Origin of the sequence: Maribacter aquimarinus (genome assembly GCF_047345505.1) — a bacterium.
In the GTDB taxonomy this organism is placed as follows: domain Bacteria; phylum Bacteroidota; class Bacteroidia; order Flavobacteriales; family Flavobacteriaceae; genus Maribacter.
Genome location: NZ_JBLFEO010000006.1, coordinates 54110 through 72825, shown reverse-complemented (window position 1 = coordinate 72825; position 18716 = coordinate 54110). Strand labels below are relative to the sequence as shown.

Annotated in this window: 21 protein-coding genes; 5 read left to right on the top strand and 16 right to left on the bottom strand. The window is 50.6% G+C overall.

What is annotated here, in order from left to right:
* Positions 1–40: 40 nt before the first annotated feature.
* The 8 genes from lipA to ACKWCC_RS06120 form a co-directional block, all read right to left on the bottom strand.
* Positions 41–916 (bottom strand): lipoyl synthase, encoded by an 876-nt coding sequence (gene lipA / locus ACKWCC_RS06155; RefSeq protein WP_413995034.1) that lies wholly within the window; start codon positions 914–916, stop codon positions 41–43.
* An 87-nt stretch (positions 917–1003) separates the two neighbouring features.
* Positions 1004–1498 (bottom strand): RNA polymerase sigma factor, encoded by a 495-nt coding sequence (locus tag ACKWCC_RS06150; RefSeq protein WP_413995129.1) that lies wholly within the window; start codon positions 1496–1498, stop codon positions 1004–1006.
* A 98-nt stretch (positions 1499–1596) separates the two neighbouring features.
* Positions 1597–1806: a membrane or secreted protein gene (locus ACKWCC_RS06145; RefSeq protein WP_413995033.1), complete on the bottom strand. Its 210-nt coding sequence runs from the start codon at positions 1804–1806 to the stop codon at positions 1597–1599.
* 75 nt (positions 1807–1881) lie between these two features.
* Complete coding sequence (locus ACKWCC_RS06140; RefSeq protein ID WP_413995032.1) at positions 1882–2640, bottom strand: anti-sigma factor; 759 nt, start codon at positions 2638–2640, stop codon at positions 1882–1884.
* 29 nt (positions 2641–2669) lie between these two features.
* On the bottom strand, positions 2670–3203 hold the full coding sequence (locus tag ACKWCC_RS06135) for an RNA polymerase sigma factor (RefSeq protein ID WP_413995031.1): 534 nt from the start codon (positions 3201–3203) through the stop codon (positions 2670–2672).
* Positions 3204–3401: 198 nt separating this feature from the next.
* Positions 3402–4448 carry a UDP-N-acetylmuramate dehydrogenase gene (gene murB, locus ACKWCC_RS06130; protein ID WP_413995030.1) on the bottom strand — a complete coding sequence of 349 codons (1047 nt, stop codon included), beginning with the start codon at positions 4446–4448 and terminating at the stop codon, positions 3402–3404.
* Entirely contained in the window at positions 4448–5638 is a 1191-nt protein-coding gene (locus ACKWCC_RS06125) for a pyridoxal phosphate-dependent aminotransferase (protein ID WP_413995029.1), read from the bottom strand. The genes murB and ACKWCC_RS06125 overlap by 1 nt, the downstream gene beginning before the upstream one ends.
* 227 nt (positions 5639–5865) lie before the next feature.
* Positions 5866–6258: a DUF1573 domain-containing protein gene (locus ACKWCC_RS06120; RefSeq protein WP_413995028.1), complete on the bottom strand. Its 393-nt coding sequence runs from the start codon at positions 6256–6258 to the stop codon at positions 5866–5868.
* A gap of 200 nt (positions 6259–6458) precedes the next feature.
* Between ACKWCC_RS06120 and ACKWCC_RS06115 the strand changes: the two genes are divergently transcribed.
* The 4 genes from ACKWCC_RS06115 (at position 6459) to ACKWCC_RS06100 (ending at position 12040) form a co-directional block, all read left to right on the top strand.
* On the top strand, positions 6459–9089 hold the full coding sequence (locus tag ACKWCC_RS06115) for a valine--tRNA ligase (RefSeq protein ID WP_413995027.1): 2631 nt from the start codon (positions 6459–6461) through the stop codon (positions 9087–9089).
* A 313-nt stretch (positions 9090–9402) separates the two neighbouring features.
* Positions 9403–9990 (top strand): hypothetical protein, encoded by a 588-nt coding sequence (locus ACKWCC_RS06110; protein ID WP_413995026.1) that lies wholly within the window; start codon positions 9403–9405, stop codon positions 9988–9990.
* Positions 9991–9996: 6 nt separating this feature from the next.
* Positions 9997–11265, top strand: a complete 1269-nt coding sequence (locus ACKWCC_RS06105) for a sterol desaturase family protein (protein ID WP_413995025.1) — start codon at positions 9997–9999, stop codon at positions 11263–11265.
* A gap of 10 nt (positions 11266–11275) precedes the next feature.
* Entirely contained in the window at positions 11276–12040 is a 765-nt protein-coding gene (locus ACKWCC_RS06100; protein ID WP_413995024.1) for a creatininase family protein, read from the top strand.
* A 25-nt stretch (positions 12041–12065) separates the two neighbouring features.
* Here ACKWCC_RS06100 and ACKWCC_RS06095 read toward each other — a convergent pair whose 3' ends face one another.
* From ACKWCC_RS06095 to rsfS, 6 genes are all read right to left on the bottom strand, one after another.
* Positions 12066–12332 (bottom strand): acyl-CoA-binding protein, encoded by a 267-nt coding sequence (locus ACKWCC_RS06095; protein ID WP_413995023.1) that lies wholly within the window; start codon positions 12330–12332, stop codon positions 12066–12068.
* Positions 12307–12990, bottom strand: a complete 684-nt coding sequence (locus tag ACKWCC_RS06090; protein ID WP_413995022.1) for a phosphatidylserine decarboxylase family protein — start codon at positions 12988–12990, stop codon at positions 12307–12309. Before ACKWCC_RS06090 ends, ACKWCC_RS06095 begins: the two co-directional genes overlap by 26 nt.
* Positions 12980–13783: a phosphatidate cytidylyltransferase gene (locus ACKWCC_RS06085; protein ID WP_413995021.1), complete on the bottom strand. Its 804-nt coding sequence runs from the start codon at positions 13781–13783 to the stop codon at positions 12980–12982. The genes ACKWCC_RS06090 and ACKWCC_RS06085 overlap by 11 nt, the downstream gene beginning before the upstream one ends.
* A gap of 1 nt (position 13784) precedes the next feature.
* Entirely contained in the window at positions 13785–14393 is a 609-nt protein-coding gene (locus tag ACKWCC_RS06080; RefSeq protein WP_413995020.1) for an LUD domain-containing protein, read from the bottom strand.
* A gap of 61 nt (positions 14394–14454) precedes the next feature.
* On the bottom strand, positions 14455–16467 hold the full coding sequence (ftsH, locus tag ACKWCC_RS06075) for an ATP-dependent zinc metalloprotease FtsH (protein WP_413995019.1): 2013 nt from the start codon (positions 16465–16467) through the stop codon (positions 14455–14457).
* Between the two features lie 9 nt (positions 16468–16476).
* The gene (rsfS, locus tag ACKWCC_RS06070; protein WP_413995018.1) at positions 16477–16854 is read right to left on the bottom strand and encodes a ribosome silencing factor; all 378 of its coding nucleotides are present in this window, start codon (positions 16852–16854) and stop codon (positions 16477–16479) included.
* Positions 16855–16946: 92 nt separating this feature from the next.
* Between rsfS and ACKWCC_RS06065 the strand changes: the two genes are divergently transcribed.
* On the top strand, positions 16947–17678 hold the full coding sequence (locus ACKWCC_RS06065; protein ID WP_413995017.1) for a biotin--[acetyl-CoA-carboxylase] ligase: 732 nt from the start codon (positions 16947–16949) through the stop codon (positions 17676–17678).
* Here the strand turns inward: ACKWCC_RS06065 and ACKWCC_RS06060 are convergent.
* Together ACKWCC_RS06060 and pyrE are read right to left on the bottom strand one after the other, a co-directional pair.
* Entirely contained in the window at positions 17675–18067 is a 393-nt protein-coding gene (locus tag ACKWCC_RS06060; protein WP_413995016.1) for an SRPBCC family protein, read from the bottom strand. The genes ACKWCC_RS06065 and ACKWCC_RS06060 overlap by 4 nt on opposite strands.
* A 4-nt stretch (positions 18068–18071) precedes the next feature.
* On the bottom strand, positions 18072–18713 hold the full coding sequence (gene pyrE, locus ACKWCC_RS06055; RefSeq protein ID WP_413995015.1) for an orotate phosphoribosyltransferase: 642 nt from the start codon (positions 18711–18713) through the stop codon (positions 18072–18074).
* Positions 18714–18716: the final 3 nt, after the last annotated feature.

Below are 18716 nucleotides of genomic sequence, written 5' to 3'. Positions count from 1 at the left end.
GCCAGTTTTGCTGGCCATTGGCGTTTTTTGGTCATGAACCTCAATGGATGTGTTTGTGCGCCTTGTACGATGAACGCACCAAGGCACCACTTTCCACGTGTCTAAAGCCCATTTCCAGGCCAATGTCCTCGTACCTTTTAAACTGCTCAGGGGTAATGAATTCCTTTACGGGCAAATGCTTTTTGGAGGGCTGTAGGTATTGGCCAATGGTGACCACGTCCACTCCAACACTTCTAAGATCGCCCATGGTGTCCACCACTTCTTCCTCCAGCTCGCCCAGGCCCAGCATGATGCCGGATTTTGTTCTGTTCACGCCGGCGTCCTTGAGGTACTTCAGTACGCCCAGGCTTCGTTCATATTTGGCCTGTATGCGCACTTCCCTTGTGAGTCTCTTCACCGTTTCCATATTGTGCGAGACCACTTCGGGCGCCACTTCCACAATGCGGTCCAGGTGCCGTTCCATTCCTTGGAAATCTGGGATCAGGGTTTCCAGGGTGGTGTTGGGGTTCATGCGCCTAATGGCCTTTACCGTCTCTGCCCAGATAATGGACCCCATATCTTTTAGGTCGTCCCGGTCCACGGAGGTGATCACGGCGTGCTTAATGCCCATGATCTTTATGGATCGCGCCACCTTTTCGGGTTCTGCCCAATCCACATTTTCCGGTCTGCCGGTCTTTACGCCGCAAAAACCACAGCTACGGGTACAGATGTTGCCCAATATCATAAAGGTGGCCGTGCCCTCGCCCCAGCATTCGCCCATATTGGGACAGCTGCCACTGGTGCAGATGGTGTGCAGATCGTATTTTTCCACAAGGCCCCGCAATTGGGTGTACTTCTTGCCCGTGGGCAATTTTACCCTGAGCCATTTTGGTTTGCCTTTTGGTGGGGCAACGCTTTCTTGTGCAACAACGGACATAGTTTCTTTTTTTTACAAATATACGAACTAAAACACGTTTCTATGGGTTTTGGCCCGGGTCTATACCCAGGGGCCGGGAAGCGGAGCTCACCTGTTTTTTATGATTTCGGACAAGAGCTTCTTTGCCCTTAGCAGTTTCACTTTGATATTGTTCACCGGCTCGTTCAAGGTCTCCGCGATAGCGGCGTAGCTAAGTTCGTTAAAGTACCTCAGGTTAATGACTTCTTGGTAATGTGGCTTCAATTTTTTAATGTCCTGCAAAAGGCTCGCCAAGTTCTGCTCCTGGATCAACCGGTCCTCCATGGAGGGCGCATTGTCCAGGGCCAATTTCATTGCCTCTTGGCTATTGGTGTTCCAGGGTGTTTTTTTTCTTTTCCGCACCAGGTCAATGTGCACGTTTTTGGAAATGGAGAGCAACCAGGTCTTGAACACGTATTGCTCATTGTAGGTGTGCAGTTTGTCAAATGCCTTGGAAAAGGTTTGTATGGTAACGTCTTCCGCATCGTTGGGGTCCTGCGTTCGCTTTAGCTGAAAACCATAGACCTGGTTCCAAAAAATGTCCACCAATTTGCTAAAGGCCATTTGCTGGCCTTCCTTCGCCTTTTCAATGATGGTCGCTACGTCTTCTTCCTCTTTCCGCAAGGGATGCTTTGTTCTAAGGTTCTGGGAGTGTTGTTCCCCTAGATGTTGTCCGGGGCCATGTCGTTTTTGCAATCCTGTTCGGAGGGCAGCTTGCCGCACATACCGCAGGCTTCGCCGTCCTTGTTAAGGTAAGGGTTTTGACTGGCGCAGGTGCCGGCGAACTTGCCGTCTTTTTTGGCCCATATCTTTATGGCAATGCCCGCAAAGGCCAAACCTAGGAGGCCAAAGGTTAACAATAGGAGCTCCATATCATCTATTTTGACACAAAGGTACAAAAATAAAGCCCCGTTCAAGGGGCTTTAAGATTACTTTGCAATCTTGGCTCAGTAGGCAATATTGGCCACAATGTTCTTTACCGTGGGATTGCTGTTGCCGCCCTTGGGTTCTATGGTAATGTAGCCATTGCCGTTCTTGGCATAGGGAAGGGCCATAAGATTGTCCTTGTCCGTGACTTTGTCCAAAACCCCAAGGTTCACCAGTTCCCCGTTAACTTCCGCCCAAAGTTGAAAGCACTGGTCTTCCGGTAATTGTGGAAGATTTTTTACGTTGATGTAAGAGAGCTTTTTCACAGGGTTGATGTAGGCCACCGCCTTGAGTTCCCTGGCCTTTTTGTTTCCGGTTACGTTGTACTTTTTGGTTTTGGGGTTGTTCAGTACAATGAACTGGTTGCGCACGTCTTCCAGCTGTTGCTTCATGTCTGCCTCCAGCAATTTTATTTTGTTGCTCACCATGGAATTCTCTTGCTGCAGGTCTTGGTTTTGCTCCCAAAAGAAATACGAGGCGCCGAGGCTCATAAGCGCCACGAGGCTTGCCGCCACCGCGTACCTGAAGAAACGCTGCCTTCCCTTTCTTTCGGACCTGATCCTGGCCACGATCTTTTCCTTGAGGCCTTCCGGACTTTCCAAAGCGTGCATTTTGGCAAAGATCTCCAGGTTTTCCTGAAGCTCGTCATAGCTTTCCCTGACTTCTGGGTACATGGCAATGTAACGCTCTACCTTTAGTTGCTCTTCTTGGTCCGTGTTTCCCAAAAGATACCGCTCCAACAGGTCGGTGTCCAAGAATGCCTTTATCTTATCTTTCATAACGTTGGTTTCGTTTTGGTGTCCGGGAGCTATTCGGGGCCATATACCTTTCTTAGTTCCCTTAACCCAATTTTTAATCTCGATTTTATGGTGCCCAATGGAATGTTGAGTTCGTCACTGGCCTCTTGTTGTGTCATTCCTTGAAAAAACAGGGCCTCCAAAACAACTTGGTATTTGTCCTCGATATTGCCCAAATGTTCTTGGACGTCCATGAACTCGGGCCTGATCCCATCCACACCTAAGCTATATACGTCAGAAACATCCATTTGGATTTCCTTGTCCGTTTTGTTGTTCACGCTCCTTAACTTATCAATGGAAGTGTTCCTTACAATGCGAAACAGCCAAGTAAAGAGCTTGGCCTTGGAAGGATCGTAGGAGTCCGCTTTTTTCCAGATTTTCACAAAGCTCTCCTGTAGCACGTCCTGGGCCATTTCCGGGTCACGCACCACTTTGTTGGCCACGCCCAGGAGGGTATCTGCATAGTGGTCATAGAGCAGTGAAATGGCTTTTTCATTTCGCTCCTGCAGCAGTTCCACAATGTGCTTTTCCAGTAATGTGCTCATAAATGGTTCATGGTGCCTAGGCTGGCCCTTGGATCGGTTAGGCTTTGTTGGGGTAAACGCTAAATTATAAAATTGATTGTTACCATGCCCCCCTATCTCTTTTTTAATCTCTTGACCCTGGCCGTGCCTATCTGCCCGCGTTAAGGTCCATTCGCTTTGGCCAATGGCGGTTACGTTCACCGTTGCACGGTTTGGAGGTCAAGGGTTCCAGACCTTGCCCGTTGGGAACTGACCAATGAGGTTCACCTCTGGGCTTATGGCAATGTTGAATTTCCTCTCTACGGCGGCCATCACCTTTTGGGCCAGGGCCAAAATGTCCTGCCCACTTGCGTTTCCGTGGTTTACCAGTACCAGCGCCTGTTTTTCATGCACGCCGGCATCGCCAAAACGCTTGCCTTTAAAACCGCATTGTTCTATGAGCCACCCGGCGGGGACCTTAAAGCTGCCGTTGTCCACTTTGTAGTGGGGGGCTTCCCCATGGTTTTCAATGAAAGTTTGAAATTCCTTTTTGTCCAATACCGGATTCTTGAAAAAACTGCCGCTGTTGCCCAATACCTTGGGGTCTGGAAGTTTACGGTTTCTAATGGCGATCACTGCTTGGCTCACGTCCTTGATGCCGGGATCGTGTATGCCGCGTGATCTCAATTCGGATTCAATGGCCCCGTAGCCGGTGGCGATACGATGGTTTTTTTTGGTAAGTTCAAAGGTAACGGCGGTGATGATGTAGGCATCTTTCTTCACGGATTTGAAAACGGAATCCCGGTACCCAAACCGGCATTCTTCCTTGGAAAATGGCACCAGCTCCAAGGTGTTTCTGTCCAAGGCCTCGCAGCCCACAAAGGTGTCCTTGAGCTCCACCCCGTAGGCGCCAATGTTCTGTATAGGCGCCGTGCCCGTATTGCCCGGAATGAGGGACAGGTTTTCCAGGCCTCCAAAATCGTGCTCCAAGGTCCAGAGGACAAAGTCATGCCAATTTTCGCCTGCCATGGCCCTTACCCATACCGTGTCTTCATCTTCGCGCACGATCTCTTTGCCCTTAATGTCCATGTGCACCACAAGGGCCTCAATATCCCTGGTAAGGAGCATGTTGCTGCCCCCGCCCAAGACCAAGATCTGTTGGTGGCGGTTGGCCTCCAGCACTTCCCGGAGTTCTTCCACACTGGAAACCGCCACATAGGCCCTGGCCTTGGCATCGATACCAAAGGTGTTGTGCGCTTTTAGGCTGTATTCTTTCAGTATTTCCATTATCCAATATAGGTGGTCAGGGCCAATTTTAAGATGTGCACCGCTCGTTTTAAACGTTCCCGATCCAATACGTAGGCAATCCTTATCTGGTTCTTGCCCATATTGGGCGTGGCATAGAAACCGCCCGCGGGGGCCACCATGACGGTTTCGTTGTTTACCCGGAAATCTTCCAGGAGCCATTGTGCAAAATCATCGGCATCTTCAATGGGCAGGGCGGCAATGCAATAGAAAGCGCCTTGGGGCCTTGCCACTTGGACCCCTTGGATTTTTTCCAGTTCTGCGACCAACAGATCGCGCCGTGCCACATATTCTTCCTTTACCTCCTCAAAATAGTGCTGTGGCGTGTCCAGGGCGGCCTCTGCCGCTATCTGGGCATAGGTGGGCGGCGATAGCCTTGCCTGTGCAAATTTTATGGCCGTGGCCATGAACTCCCTGTTCCTGGAAACCAGATAGCCAATGCGGGCCCCGCACATACTGTACCTTTTGGAAACCGAGTCCACCACAATGGCGTGCTCTTCCAGACCCTCTTCCTTGAGGATGGAACAGTGCTCCCGCCCATCATAGGCAAATTCCCTGTACACTTCATCCGCAATGAGGAAAAGATCGTGCTTTAGGGCCAGTGCGGCCAACTTTTTAATTTCTTCACGGGTGTAAAGGTATCCGGTGGGGTTGCCGGGATTGCAGATCAGGATGGCCCTGGTCCTTTCTCCGATCAATTCTTCAAACGCGGCAATGGGCGGAAGGGCAAAATTATCCTCCAGTTTGGAGACCACGGGGACCACCTTGATTCCATTTGCGGTGGCAAATCCGTTATAATTGGCATAAAAGGGTTCCGGGATAATGACCTCATCATCTGCATCGGCAATACTGCCCATGGCAAAGGCCAGTGCCTCCGATCCCCCGGTGGTCACCATAATGTCCTGGGCGCTTACCCGTATGTCATGCTGGGCGTAATACCCGGCAATTTTCTGCCTAAAGTTCTCGGAACCTTCGGTGCGGCTGTATTCCAGCACCTCCAAATTGGTATTTTTAACTGCATCCAGTGCCAATTGGGGTGTCTTTATGTCGGGCTGGCCTATGTTGAGATGAATCACCGTGGCTCCGTTCTTTTTGGCCTCTTCGGCAAAGGGCACCAGTTTTCGTATGGGCGATTGGGGCATGGAGCCCCCTTTTTGGGATACTTTTGGCATAACCTAATTTTTCACAAAAGTGCTAAATACCCATTGATCTTCCAACCTTGTTATGGTTTAATTTGCAGCGCTCTTCCCATGGGTTCCTTGCCGGCCTTTCAACCGAAGGCCAAGAGGGGAAGGCCATTCCATTTTTTGGGGATGATTATTGCCTGAAAGGTTCAGTTCCGGAACAAAAAAAGTCCGGCAGCGATGCCGGACTCCATTCCTTGTTTGCAGGGTTTCCCTTATTTGGTCCCGGCTACTTCTGCCGTTACCGTACCCTTGATCTTTAGCACCTTGGTGGGCGTGTCCGCATTGGAGATGACCGTAATGGCCTTTCTAATGGGCCCCACGCGCTTGGTGTCATATTTTACTTGTATTTCTCCGGTTTCACCCGGCATGATCGGTGCTTCCGGTTTTTTGGGGATGGTACAGCCGCAGCTGGAACTGACCTTGCTTATGATCAGCGGTGCGTTCCCGGTGTTGGTAAATTCAAACACGCGCAATCCGTCCGCCCCTTTGGCCACTTCACCATAATCGACCGTTTCCGTCTTGAACTCGATCTTGGCCGCGGTCTCCTGTGCCGTAAGGCCCATTGCCATAAGGCCAACAAATAGAAATAGTAGTGCTTTCTTCATTTTTCTTGTTTTTAAGCCGATTCCAAAAATAGTTGTTTTCATACTATCGTCAAAATCCTTTTGTTATACATACAACGTTGGTTATTTTTGTTTCGTATTTCAACGGGCGCCAAATGGGGCCGAAAAGAAGAATACACATCATCTTTTCGCCCTTGTTTTTTAGGGTGGCCCATCAACCTATACCAAAAACCGTTCCAACTATGGAAATTGCATCAAAATATGAGCCCGGCAGCGTGGAGGACCGCTGGTACAGCTATTGGACAGCGCACGGGTTCTTCCGCTCCACCCCCAATGACAAGGAGCCCTACACCATTGTGATACCGCCGCCCAATGTCACTGGGGTGCTGCACATGGGGCACATGCTAAACAATACCATACAGGATGTTTTGGTGAGACGGGCGCGCTTGCAGGGAAAAAATGCATGCTGGGTGCCGGGAATGGACCACGCCTCCATTGCCACCGAGGCCAAGGTGGTGGCCAAATTGAAGGCAGAGGGAATGCAAAAGGCCGATCTTACCCGGGAAGCGTTCTTGGAACACGCATGGGAGTGGACGGAGAAATATGGGGGCGTTATTTTGGACCAGTTGAAAAAATTGGGCTGTTCCTGTGATTGGGAGCGCACCAAGTTCACCATGGACGAGGACATGTCTGCCTCGGTCATCAAGGTTTTTGTGGACCTTTACCGCCAGGGGCTCATTTACAGGGGCTACCGTATGGTGAACTGGGACCCGGAGGCCCTGACCACGCTCTCCGATGAAGAGGTGAACTACGAGGAAAAACAGGGCCTGCTCTATTATATTGGCTATGCCATTGAAGATAGTGATGAGCGCCTCACCATTGCCACCACCAGACCGGAGACCATACTTGGAGATACCGCCATTTGCGTGAATCCCAATGATGGGCGCTATGCCCACTTAAAGGGCAAAAGGGCCATTGTGCCCATTTGCAACCGATCCGTACCCATTATAATGGACGATTATGTGGACATGGACTTTGGTACGGGTTGTTTAAAAGTGACGCCGGCCCATGACGAGAATGACAAAAAGTTGGGCGATGCCCACAATTTGGAGGTCATAGATATCCTTAACCCCAACGGGAGCCTTAACAGTTTTGGACTGCATTACGAAGGGAAGGACCGCTTTGTGGTGCGCAAGGAAATAGCCAAGGAACTCAAGGAAGGCGGTTTCTTGGTGAAGACAGAGCAGCATATGAACAAAGTGGGCACCTCTGAACGCACCAAGGCGGTCATAGAGCCGCGCTTGTCCGATCAATGGTTCTTGAAAATGGAGGACCTGGCCAAACCGGCGCTGGACGCCGTGCTCACCACCGGCGAGGTAAAGCTGTTCCCCAAGAAATTTGAAAACACCTACCGCCACTGGATGGAAAACATCAGGGACTGGAACATCTCCCGCCAATTGTGGTGGGGGCAGCAGATCCCCGCCTACTATTACGGAGATGCACCCCATGACTTTGTGGTGGCCCAAACCCCGGAAGAGGCCTTGAAACTGGCTCGTGAACAATCTGGAAGGGCAGACCTGGCGGCCTCCGACCTTAGGCAGGATCCCGATGTGCTGGATACATGGTTCAGTTCCTGGCTCTGGCCCATTAGTGTCTTCAATGGTGTTTTGGAGCCCGAAAATGAGGAAATACAGTATTATTACCCCACCAATGATCTGGTCACGGGGCCGGATATCCTGTTTTTCTGGGTGGCGCGGATGATCGTGGCGGGCTATGGCCTACGGGACCAAAGACCGTTCGAGAATGTGTACCTCACCGGATTGGTCCGTGACAAACAACGCAGGAAAATGTCCAAGTCCCTGGGCAACTCACCGGATGCCCTTAAATTGATCGAGGAATTTGGGGCGGACGGGGTCCGTGTGGGGCTCTTGCTCAGCTCTGCCGCCGGCAACGATCTTATGTTCGATGAGGCCCTTTGCCAGCAGGGCAAGAATTTTGCCAATAAGATATGGAATGCCTTTAGGTTGGTAAAGGGATGGGAAACTTCTGATGCCCCGCAGCCCGAAGCCTCCAAATTGGGACTGGCCTGGTACACGGCCAGGCTTAACAAGACCTTGGCCGAGATCGAGGACCATTTTGGCAAGTACCGCATTTCCGATGCCTTGATGGCCATTTACAAACTGGTGTGGGACGATTTCTGTTCCTGGCTACTGGAGATCGTGAAGCCCGCCTACCAGCAACCCATTGATAAAGCCACCCACGGCCAGGTCATTGCACTATTTGAGGAAAACCTGAAATTGCTGCACCCCTTTATGCCGTTCATCACGGAAGAGGTGTGGCAGCATACCAAGGCAAGGGAAGAGAAAGAATCGCTCTGCGTGGCGCAATGGCCCAAAGTCCAGCAGCCGGACCATGGCCTGATGGACCAATTCAACGAGGCTGCCGAAGTGATCTCCGGAATCCGGACCATTCGCAAGGAAAAGAACATTGCCCAAAAAGAGGTTTTGGAGCTAAAAGTGCTCCATGCCGAAGAGGCTTCCGCAGGGCTCAACCCCATTGTGCTGAAATTGGCAAATTTGGGTTCCATTGAACGGGTGCAAACGGCCCCGGAGGGAAGTTTGAGCTTTAGGGTGGGCAGCAATGAGTATTTTGTGCCCATTGCAGGTGCCATAGACGTGGAGGCCGAAAAGAAGAAGATTCAAGAAGAATTGGAATACACAGAGGGATTTTTGCGCTCCGTGGAGAAAAAACTGGGCAATGAGCGCTTTGTGAACAATGCCCCGGAACAGGTGGTGGCCAACGAACGTAAAAAAGTGGCCGATGCCCAGGCCAAGATACAGACCTTGCAAAAAAGCCTGGAGGCCTTGGGATAGGGTTTGGCCCAGCTTCGTTTTGTACTCGCTAAATTTCCCGGGAAAGTGGAGGGTTTAACCTATCCTTGTTCTTTTTTTGCCCTGTGGGTTCCTTGCTTTCCCCTGGTGAATAAACAAGGGCCCAATGGTCCTTGCGCTGTGGTGGCCGGCAAAACGGTCCATGGTGCTAAACGACCATAGGTTCCCACAGGGGCCGGCGCTGTCTTTATATAGGTTGATGGTCTCCAGACCTGAATTGGCATATCACCCTAAAAAACAATGTCTTTTTCAGCTCCAAATTACTTTACTATCTTTAGGGAAATCCAAAAATGTCATGAAACATATTCTTTTTAGTGCATTGTTGTTTTGTTCCGCATACGCATGGGGCCAGGAAACGGTTATTCTGCCGGCCAACATTCAGATAAAGACGGCCGTGCTGCCCGCGCCGGAAGCAGATAAGGCCCAAGCCATGGTCTATGGATACAACGAAAGTGGGGAAATGGTGGTGTTGCGGGAAGGCAGCAACAATCTGGTCTGCCTGGCAGACGATCCCAGGAAAAAGGGCATCAGCGTGTCATGCTATTCCAAGAAACTGGACCCGTTCATGAAACGGGGCAGGGAACTTACGGCCCAGGGCAAGGATTTTAACGAAAAACGGGAAATACGGGGCCAAGAGGTGGCCCAGGGTAAATTACCCTTGCCCATGGAGCCCAGCATGACCTATATCTACACCGGGAGCGAGGAGGCATACGATGCCCGGACCGGTACCCTTGCAGACGGGAAGTTCAGGTATGTGATCTACACGCCCTTTGCCACCACTGAAAGTACCGGCCTGCCAGACAAGCCCCACGCCCCGGGCATGCCCTGGCTTATGGATCCGGGAACCTTCAGGGCCCATATCATGGTGGGGCCATTTAATTGATGCCCCATGGAGACCTATGCCACCGCTTTGCTCTATGCCATTCCTTTCTTTATGGTCTTGATGGGTTTGGAAATGGGCTCCGGCCATTTTATTAAACAACAAAAGTACACGGTGCTGGATTCCGTGAGCAGTATCAGTTCCGGTCTTACCAACATCATCAAGGACTCCTTGGGCATTGGGGTGGTCATTGTAAGCTATCCCTACCTCCTGGAACATTTGGCGCTGATGCAGCTGCCAAGCACTTGGGCGGTGTGGCTCGTTGCGTTTGTGTGTTTGGATTTTGCCGGTTATTGGAACCACCGATTGAGCCATAGGGTCAATTTTTTTTGGAACCAGCACGTTGTTCACCACAGCAGTGAATCCTTTAATCTGGCCTGTGCCCTGAGACAGTCCATATCCAATGTCTTGGGCTATTTTCCTTTGTTGCTCGTGCCGGCTGCGCTCTTGGGCGTGCCCACTGAGGTCATTGCCATTCTGGCGCCCGTACACCTGTTTGCCCAATTTTGGTACCATACCCAGCACATTGGCAAATTGGGTTGGTTGGAGTATGTCATTGTAACCCCTTCCCAACATCGGGTGCACCACGCCATTAACCCGGAATACATAGATAAGAACTTGGGACAGGTCCTCTGTATCTGGGACAGGTGGTTCGGGACCTTCCAAGAGGAGTTGGAAGATGTGCCCCCACAATACGGGGTGTTAAAGCCCGCCCGTACTTGGAACCCCGTGCACATTAATTTTCAACATCTCTGGCAACTGGTACAAGACGCCTGGAGGACCAATAGCCTTTATGACAGGTGCCGCATTTGGTTCATGCCCCCGGGATGGAGACCCCGGGACGTGGCCCAGCGCTGGCCGGTGAAGACCATCTCCAATGTGTACGATTTTGAGCGCTATTCCACACCAACCTCAAAAACGTTCAATGCCTACATTATTTTTCAATTGTTGGCCACCGTATTTTTGCTGATGTTCCTGTTCTATAATTTTTCTGCCCTGCACACCTCTGAAATTTTGGCCTATGGAGGGCTCTTGTTCCTTTCGGTCTATGGGTACACCAGTTTAATGGACGGTGCCCCGTACGCCGTTTACGTGGAGGTGGGGCGTGCGGCCCTGGCCCTTGGCGTTGTGCTGGGCACGGGAGACTGGTTTGGTTTGGCGGCCCACCATTCCGCACTGCCCAAAATGGTCATGCTCTATTGTATAGTGACCCTGGCCGGTGCTTTGATCTTTGGCAAGGTGGCCGCCCTTGGTTATAACGATAAATCCCTTACCTGACCTGTACCCTATGATACGACCTTACATCCTTTCCGAAACCAATTGGGGGCACCTGGAGCACGGCCAAGTGGAACTGGCCATTTTGCCGTGGGGCGCCACCGAGGCCCATAATTACCATTTGCCCTATGCCACGGACAATTACCAAGCCACGGCCATAGTGGAGGAAGCCGCCGGACAAGCCTGGAAGAAGGGCAACCGGGTCATGGTGCTGCCCACCGTTCCGTACGGTGTCAATACCGGGCAGCCCGATATTTATCTGGACATGAACCTAAATCCCAGCACCCAATTGGCCATATTACGTGACCTGGTGGCCGTCCTGCACCGCCAGGGCATACACAAGTTGCTCATTTTCAATGGTCATGGGGGCAACGATTTTAAACCGATGGTACGGGAGGTGGGCCTGGAGTTTCCCGATATGTTCATAAGCCTCAGCTTCTTTCCGCAATTGGTGGAGAAGGACCTTTATTTTGAGGCCCCCGGTGATCATGCGGACGAGATGGAGACCAGTCTCATGCTCCATTTACATCCCCAGCTGGTGCTTCCCCGGGAAAAGTGGGGCAGTGGTGCGGCCAAAAAATGGAAGATCCAGGCCCTGAACGGTGCGGGAGTTTGGGCAGAGCGAAAGTGGTCTTCCGTAAGTGAAGATACCGGGGTGGGCGATCCCAAGAAGGCCACGGCGGCCAAGGGAGCCCGTTTTTTCAAGGATGTGTGCCATACATTGGCCATTATCTTTCAGGACATCTGCGAAGTGGACAAGGACGATCTCTATATGTAAGGTCAGGGCAACCTTTAAACGGGTCTCACTTCAATGACTTTAACTCGGAATTTACCAGTTTCACATAATTTTTCATGGCAGTTTCCAAACCAATGTTCTGTGCCTGGAAAAGGGCATTCGCCTTAAAGGCATTGATCAGTGGCGTTCGGCTGGCCGGATTGTCATAGTTTTTATTGGCAATCTTGTAGTAGGCGTACAGTTTTAGCAGTAGATCGGCCGGTATGGGCTGGGTATAGTTGTTCACATACGCAACTGCGGCCTCAAAATCAGCTTGTAACTTCTTCTTGCTCATTTGGGTTTATGTATGTGGCAATGCAGGTTTCCGCTCCTTTTACCTTTTGGTTCAGTTGCACGTTTATCTGGCAGTCCAAGGGGAGCAACACATCTACCCGGGATCCAAATTTAATGAAACCGGCATCGTCCCCTTGTTGCACACTTTCGCCTTTTTCGGCATAGTTCACGATGCGCCGGGCCAGTGCGCCCGCAATTTGCCTGTAGAGGATGTCCCCAAATTTTGGCGTGCGCACCACGACCGTGGTCCGCTCGTTCTCCTCACTGCTTTTGGGGTGCCAGGCCACAAGGTATTTGCCCGGATGGTATTTGGAGTACCTTACGGTTCCGCTCACCGGATAGCGGGTCACGTGAACGTTTATGGGCGACATAAATATAGAGACCTGTTTGCGCTTGCCCATAAAATATTCGTTTTCTTCCACCTCTTCGATCACCACCACCTTACCGTCCACGGGAGAGAGCACCTCATTGAAATCTTTGTTGGCTCTTCTTTTGGGATTCCGGAAAAACTGGAGAATCAGTATCAGAACAACCAACAGCAACACTTGCACCGTAAGTTTAAGCCAGGCAAGGTCAATGAGATAATGTGCCGCCAAAACCCCAATGGCCACAATGAAGAATGTGGTTAAGATTATTTTTTGACCCTCTCTATGAAACATAGCTAAAAATGTTTAAGGTTAAATAGGCAAACGGAGCGGCGAACACCAAACTGTCCAGACGATCCAGCATGCCGCCATGTCCCGGCAATATGGCACCGCTGTCCTTTACTCCGGCCACCCGTTTGAATTTGGATTCCACCAGGTCGCCCAAACTGCCCATGACAACGATCACGGTGGCCAAGACCATCCACTGCACGGGATTGATCAGGTCTTCCTTTGTGCCCATGATGTAGGCGGCCACCAGGGCAAACACGTAACCGCCCACCGTGCCCTCCACGGTCTTCTTTGGGGAAACCGCCGGGTAGAGCTTTGTCCTTCCCAAGGTTTTTCCCACCAAGTAGGCAAAGGAGTCGTTTACCCAGATCAATACGAAAATACCCATAATCAACAATTTGGCAAAGGCATCGTCCTTGTAGGGGATCATCGTGAGAAAAATACATCCGCCACCGATGTAGAAGAGCCCAATGAGAAACTTCTCCACTTTTTTGAACTCCCTTTTCTTTTTGGAGAACAAGTAAAAAAGCAAGAACACATCCACTATAATGGTGGCCACCATAAGAAGGTTAATGAGGTATTTCTCCTGAATGAGGTAAATATAGGCCCACCAAAGGGCCAAATAGGCCGCAAAAATGTGGTATCCGCGCAGTTCAACAAGGCGCTTGTACTCGTACAGACAGGCCAGGCCAAAGGTCATAAACAAAAAATCAAAGGCATCTGAGCTAAGAAATACGGCAGATAGCAATAAAATGATGTAAACCGCGCCCGTGAGCCCCCTTCTTAAGATCTCCCTCATACTACAAGTCTTCCAGGAGCAGAAGGTACAAATTTTTTGTACTGCTTCCGTAGGTCAGGAAGTCGTCGGCATTTTCTTCGGTGGCCCTAAAGTGCCTTAGGGTGGTTATGTTTGCGGGAATGGCCGCCCCGTACTTTTTCTTTATGACCTTTAGGCCCTCGCCTATGGTCTGCACAAGTTGGCTGGTGGTGGCGTACACCACGACGTTGCTGGGCAGTTCGTTCACTTTTTTATCCATTAATTGATGGTCGCACACCAAGATGCTTCCGTTTTGGGCCACCAAGTGCTCACAGGTGGTAAAGAACACCTCGCTCTCCATGGCTTCCTTGGTAAAGGAAACCTCTTTGGAAAACTTGGAGATAAGGCGATCGTCCATGGCAAAAAAAAGCGCGTCCTGCCATTGGTTTTCCAAAATGATGTTGTCAATGGCTTGGTCTATCTCTTCCGGGGAGGTGCAGTAAATGAACTTGCCCCCGTTCTTTTTGAAATAAATGGTGAATTTTTCGTCTGCGGGGAGGTTCAGATCCGGCATATGTTGGCCCCGGGTCTCCACCGTTTCTTTTGACACCTTTTTCTTACCTCCACCAAATAACAAGTCCAATAGCCCCATTACCAATTTTAAACTGTTCTAAATTTACGTTTAGTTGTCCATTGTGCAAACTTTTGGCGCATTATTTTTCTTTCGCTTCGCCATCGCTGCCTTCAATGGGAGGCACAGGTTCTTGCTCTGTTTCTTGCGTTGCTTTGGCGGCTTCTTCCTTGACATCTTTGTCAAAAGGGCGTTTGCCAAATATTTTCTCAAGGTCTTCCTTGAATATGACCTCTTTTTCCAAAAGTCGTTCTGCCAATTGGGTCAGTTTGTCCTTATGGTCGGTCAGCACTTGTATGGCACGTTGGTACTGTTCCTCGATCATTTTGGAGATCTCCTGGTCTATTTTCTTTGCGGTGTCCTCACTGTAGGGCTTGGAAAAGCCGTAGGCATCCTGTCCGGAAGAATCGTAATAGGTAAGGTTCCCGATCTCATCGTTCAGGCCATAGATGGTTACCATGGCCCTGGCCTGTTTTGTCACTTTTTCAAGGTCGCTCAGGGCACCGGTACTGATTTTGTTGAAGATGACCTTTTCCGCGGCCCTGCCGCCCATGGTGGCGCACATTTCATCCAACATCTGCTCGGGCCTAACGATGAGCCTTTCCTCGGGAAGGTACCATGCGGCGCCCAAAGACTGCCCCCTGGGCACTATGGTCACTTTTACCAAGGGTGCGGCGTGCTCCAACATCCAGCTCACCGTGGCGTGGCCGGCCTCGTGGTAGGCAATGGTCTCCTTTTCCCCGGGCGTAATGATCTTGTTTTTCTTTTCAAGACCGCCCACTATTCTGTCCACTGCGTCCAGGAAGTCTTGTTTGTTCACCGCTTTTTTCTCCTTCCGTGCGGCGATCAAGGCCGCTTCGTTGCACACATTGGCAATGTCCGCCCCGGAGAAGCCCGGGGTTTGCCTGGCCAAAAATTCCAAATCCAAGGTCTCTGCCGTCTTTATGGGCCTAAGGTGCACTTCAAAAATTTCCTTCCTTTCCCTAATGTCCGGCAGGTCCACGTAGATCTGCCTGTCAAAACGTCCGGCACGCATCAGGGCCTTGTCCAGCACATCGGCACGGTTGGTGGCTGCCAGGACTATGACATTGGTATTGGTGCCAAAACCGTCCATTTCGGTCAGCAATTGGTTCAGGGTGTTTTCGCGCTCGTCATTGGAGCCGGTGAAATTATTTTTTCCACGGGCACGGCCAATGGCATCGATCTCATCAATAAAAATGATGGACGGGGATTTGTCCTTGGCCTGCTTAAACAGATCGCGCACCCTGGATGCGCCCACACCCACGAACATTTCCACAAAGTCTGAACCGGAAAGGGAGAAAAAGGGCACTTTGGCCTCCCCCGCAACGGCTTTTGCCAACAAGGTCTTTCCTGTTCCCGGAGGCCCCACAAGGAGGGCTCCCTTGGGGATCTTGCCCCCTAAAGAGGTGTATTTGTCCGGGTTCTTCAAAAACTCAACGATTTCTTCTATTTCTTCCTTGGCTCCCTCAAGGCCGGCCACATCCTTAAAGGAGGTGCGGGTGTCTGTCTTTTCGTCGAACAATTTGGCCTTGCTCTTGCCAATGTTAAAAATTTGCCCTCCGGCGCCCCCGGCACCGCCCCCGGACATTCTGCGCATTAGGTAGATCCAGATGCCTATGATGAAGATAAAGGGCAAAAGGTTGATCAGGAAATCCAAGAAGGCCGTGGATTCCTTATCAAATTCCACAATGGTATCCAGATTGTTCTCTTTCTTGATGTCGGTTATCTCGTTCTGGAAAATCTGTAGGTCTCCATAGTCCAGTACGTATTGGGGCACACTCCCCGCGGCGGTGGGCAAAAGGCTCTTGTCCGTAACGCCCTTGTGCACATCCTTGGTCAGTGCCTCTTCGGTTAGAAAGACCTTGGCCTGGTTGGTATTGGTTATGATCAGGATCTTGTCTATATCGCCGTTTCTCAAAAACTCCTGAAGCTCTGATGTAGTGGTCTTTTCCGTACTTGCCAAATCATTGCTGCTAAAGATCTGAAAACCGATCAGCAGCACCGCCACCAGTCCATAGATCCACCATGAGCTGAATTTTGGTTTTTTGGGATTTGTATTTGTCTCTTTTGCCATTTTCTTTTTTTAATGATTTACGCTACTGGCCACCAAAGTGCTCTTTGCATCTCCCCAGAGCCCCTCGATGTCGTAGAATTCCCGTGTCTGTTTTTGGAATACGTGCACCACAACGTCCACATAGTCCATAAGTATCCATTCTGCGTTGTCTTCGCCTTCCACGTGCCACGGTTTTTCTTGTATGGCCTTGCTTACAATTTTTTGGATGGAACCCACGATGGCGTTCACGTGGGTATTGGAGGTACCGTTGCAGATAATGAAATAATCACAAACGGTGTTTTCAATTTCCCGGAGGTCAAGAAGGTTGATGTCGTGTCCTTTAACTTCTTCTATCCCCTGTATAATCAATGCAATGAGCTCATCTGCGCTTGCTTTCTTTTTTGGCATTCAACTATTTTAATTTGTGCAAAGTTATTATTTTTTTGTTCTTTTAACCCCAATGTTTAACAATTGATTAGAGAAAGTGAACAGCCTTCCGTATGCAGTTACTCAAACTTGATGCCACGCCTTCCACCAATACCTATTTAAAAGAACGTTTGGGAGACGCCGATCTGCGCAATGGCACCGTGGTCTGGGCCAGGAAACAAACCATGGGGCGCGGGCAAATGGGCAACCCGTGGATTTCGGAAGGAAATAAAAACCTGACCTTTAGTGTGTTAAGGAGATTCAAAGGGTTTTTGGCCAAAGATGCCTTTCTGCTTACCCAGGGCACCTCCCTGGCCGTGCACCATGTCCTGATGGACTTAAAAGTGCCCCAAGTGCGCATAAAATGGCCTAACGACATTATGTCAGGCAACGCCAAGATGTGCGGCATTCTCATAGAGAACACTCTGGTGGGCCCCCAGTTGGTCAATGCCATCATAGGCGTGGGCCTCAATGTGAACCAGACCGCCTTTCCCAAAGGAATCAACGCCACCTCCATCAGGGCACGGCTGGGCAGGGAAATGGATGTGGAAACGCTGCTGTACGCCATTTTGGAACAATTGGACCATTTTTTGGAGATGGCCCTGACCTTGGGTTGGGAGGGACTGTATCCCCAATATGGCCGGGCCCTATACAAAATGGGAAAGGAAAGCTCCTTCGGCGTGCCGGGTCGGGGCACGTTCAGGGGAAGCATACAAGGGGTGGCAAGGGATGGCCGCCTACAGGTAAGGACCAGCGCTGGCCAACTTCGCTCTTTTGGTTTAAAGGAATTGGAGTTCCTGGACTAGATCTTGGCGAGGTTCTCGGAAAGGGTGTTCATGAACTTGGTGATGGGCGCTTTGATCATCATGCCCATCATGGCATTGAATTCCCCATTGAAGGTTAGGCCCACCTGACTTTGGTTCTCCCCGGTGGCCTGCACGTTTGCCGTTAGGGTAAACGGGAGTTTGTCACTGGCCGCCCCGAGCACCAGTTGTTCATTCTGGGTCTGTCCTTTTCGCTCCAGAACAATTTCGGGCATTCCCTTTAGGGCAAAAAGAAATCTGTTTTCGTTGATGACTTCAAACTTTTCAATGTTCTCTGGCATCAATTGTTCAAAGTTCTTCAAGTCGGTCAGAAACGCAAAGGTATCTTGGTTGTTCCTGCTCACCTGGGCAGTGGGGCTCTCTATGTGCATCTTGTCATTTTTTCCATTGGGAGGGGTTTTTCCTCCATTCCATTAAGGTATCTCTTTGTTCCATGTTCACGTAATTGGAGTCCAAGGCCTGTTCCAGGAGAAACTCATAACTGCTCAAGGTGCTCAGCGTTACCCGCTGTGCCTCAAAGTTGTCCTTGGCCACCTCAAAACCATAGGTGAACACGGCCACCATGCCCTTTACGTTGGCCTGGCCCTCCCTGAGTGCCTTTACGGCATTGAGACTGCTCATTCCCGTACTGATCAGGTCCTCTATGACCACCACGTTGCGGTGGGGTTCCAAATGGCCCTCTATTTGGTTTTTTCTGCCGTGTGCCTTGGGTTCCGGCCTTACGTAAACAAACGGAAGCCCCATGGTGTCTGCCACCAGGGCGCCCATGCCAATGGCACCGGTGGCCACCCCGGCAATGACATCTGGCTTGCCGTAATGGGCATCTACCTGTTTGGCCATTTGCTCTTTAATGTAATTGCGTATGGCAGGGTAGGACAGCAGCACCCTGTTGTCACAATAAATGGGCGATTTCCAACCCGAGGCCCAGGAAAACGGATTTTCCGGTCTCAGTTTTATTGCATTAATTTGTAACAGTAGCTCGGCTGTTTTTTTCGCGGTATGCTTGTCTAAAACCATAGG